Origin of the sequence: uncultured Campylobacter sp. (genome assembly GCF_938030785.1) — a bacterium.
Lineage (GTDB): Bacteria > Campylobacterota > Campylobacteria > Campylobacterales > Campylobacteraceae > Campylobacter_B.
The window spans coordinates 1-2,585 of record NZ_CALHIK010000137.1 but is presented as its reverse complement, the minus strand read 5'-3'; the positions used below and the strand labels follow the sequence as shown (position 1 = coordinate 2,585).

Genomic DNA, 2,585 nt, shown 5'->3' with positions numbered 1-2,585 from the left:
GCGCGCATGTCGGGCGTAACGTGATAACAGGCTTTTTTGCAAAGCTCGCTGACTACTTTGGCAATTTCATCCGCTTGGATCGTTTTCATGATCTCTCCTCATATTGAAATTTTAACAGATTACATTCCGTTAAGCTAAAAACTAAGTTTAAATTTTTATCTGTATTTAATAAATTTAGCAAAAACCCTAAAAATAAGCGGTTTTTAATCTTTTTATAATACAATTTCGAGTTTTAAATTATCAAATAATTACAGTTTTGAAAAAGAATCTTAATTTTTAAGGAACTCTATGAAAAAGAAATTTCTTGTGCTTCTGCTGGGCGCAGGCGTGCTAATAGGAATGCTGCTATCTCTTGGGATCGCCGAGATGGTTCATCTTACGGGCACCGATAAATTCTGCGTATCCTGTCATACGATGCAGCCGATGGCAAACGCTTTTCACAACGACGTTCACGGCGGCAACAACCCGCAAGGCTTCAAAGCCGACTGCGTCGCCTGTCACGTCTCCCACGAAAATACCTTTATGTATCTTTGGACCAAGGCTCTGACCTCCGCAAACGACGTCTATAAGACGGTCTTTACCGATGCCGATAAGATCGACTGGCAGGAAAAGCGCAAGGAGCGCAACCATTTCGTTTATGAAAGCGGCTGTCTAAGCTGCCATCGAAATTTAAAAGAGCAAAACAACCAAGTAGATAAAGCCTGGCTCGCGCATAGGGATTATTTCGCGGGCACTACCGGCAAAACCTGCGTGCAGTGCCACGAAAACGTCGGTCATAAAAATTTAGGCATCGAAATCACCAAATATTGGGATAAATACAACAGAGAAAATAACAAAACCAAATAAAGGAGAAGCAATGCTAAAAAAAGTCGCTATTTTAATAGCCTGTATCGCAACATTTGCATTTGCCCAAGCCCCGAGCGCCGAGCACGGCGCGAAAGCGGCCATGGATGCAAATTTAAGCAACGCCGTAAATATTAATTTGACGGGAAATTTAAAGGTAAATAGGCAGCTTACGCCGCTAGCTAGACGCTGCGTCGAGTGCCATGCCGAAAAAACTCCCGGCGTCGTTGCGGATTGGAAGATGAGCCGCCACGCTCACGTAGGCGTTAGCTGTACCGACTGCCACTCACAGCCAGCAGATAGCCCTATGGCATCTAAAGAGCCGCATCCGAAAGACACCGACAACCACGTCTCAGTACTAGTTAGCCCAAAAACCTGTGCTAAATGCCACAGCAACGAAGTTAAAGAGTTTGAGAACAGTGGTCACGCAAGAGGCGCTATGCAGATGCAAGCCAACAAAGGAATGGTTGATCTAATGTATCACTACGAAGGACGTGATATCCCTGATCTTAAACACGCGCCTGATATTACCGGTTGCTCTCAATGCCACGGTGGCGTCGTTAAAATGGATGAGCATAACAAGCCTACCAAAGAGACCTGGCCTACATATGGCATCGGTACGGTTTACCCTGACGGTGGCGTCGGCGGATGCAAATCGTGCCACTCGGGTCATAAATTCTCGATCGCGGAAGCTCGCAAACCTGCTGCATGCGCATCCTGCCACCTAGGACCTGATCATCCGGATATCGAAATTTACAACAACTCGATGCACGGACATATCTTCAACGCCGAAGGCAACGAGTGGAAATTCGACAGTGCTCCTGGTACTTGGGCGGTTCCTGATTACCGCGCTCCTACATGCGCAACCTGCCATATGAGCGGCGGCGTGGGCGATCTAAACTCCACTCATAACGTATCTCAACGCTTGAAGTGGAATTTATGGCAGATCAAGAGCAATCTACGCACCGGCGGTAACGATACTGCGGTAAGCGAGTTTTTAAATACCGGCAAACTAAACGTCGGCAATCCTTTGGCAGGTAACCTAAACGGTCCTGAGGCGGCGCGTGCCGAGATGAAGCAAGTATGCAAAGAGTGCCACGCCAAGACTCATACGAATAATTTCTTTGAGATGGGCGATAAACAGGTACTTTTATACAATGTCTATAACGACGAAGCGACCAAGATGCTAAACGATCTTAAGGAGAAAAAACTCCTAAAAGAGGATCCTTGGAGCGATGCTTTCCAAAAGATATATTATCTTTCGTGGCACCACGAAGGTCGCAGAATGCGCCAAGGCGCGCTAATGGGCGGACCTGATTATTCGCATTGGCACGGCGTATTCGAGCTCAAAAACGACATCAGAGAGATGCAAGAGATCTACGAACGCCGCATCAAAACGGGCAAGATCGAGGAGTGATCTCATATAGCCTGCATAGTTGCGCGGATCAATAACTAGACCCTCAAGCCCCCGTTAAGTGCGGGGGCTTTTTTATTTGCGCAAAATTCTACGGAATTTTATTTTGGCTAAAACACTGTGCCGCACGAGTTCAAGCGATCTTGGCGCAGTTAAAATTTAGCCCGTTAAATTAGACCTCGGACAAAACCGCGACTTAATCTTTTAACCTCGCGCTAAATTTATCCGGATTTTTCAGGCTTCAAATTTAGTCATAATTCCAAGCTACAAAGCTTCAAGCTTCGCAGCTTTTCAAATTTAACTCCAAATTTCTTTTGAAATTTAACTC

General features: G+C 45.8%; 2 protein-coding genes. Both read left to right on the top strand.

What is annotated here, in order from left to right; genetic code table 11:
* Window positions 1–288 precede the first annotated feature (288 nt).
* Complete coding sequence (locus tag Q0438_RS07850) at window positions 289–846, top strand: NapC/NirT family cytochrome c (protein ID WP_299189936.1); 558 nt, start codon at window positions 289–291, stop codon at window positions 844–846.
* Between the two features lie 10 nt (window positions 847–856).
* The gene (locus Q0438_RS07845; RefSeq protein WP_299189934.1) at window positions 857–2,260 is read left to right on the top strand and encodes a multiheme c-type cytochrome; all 1,404 of its coding nucleotides are present in this window, start codon (window positions 857–859) and stop codon (window positions 2,258–2,260) included.
* The last annotated feature ends 325 nt before the right edge of the window (window positions 2,261–2,585 follow it).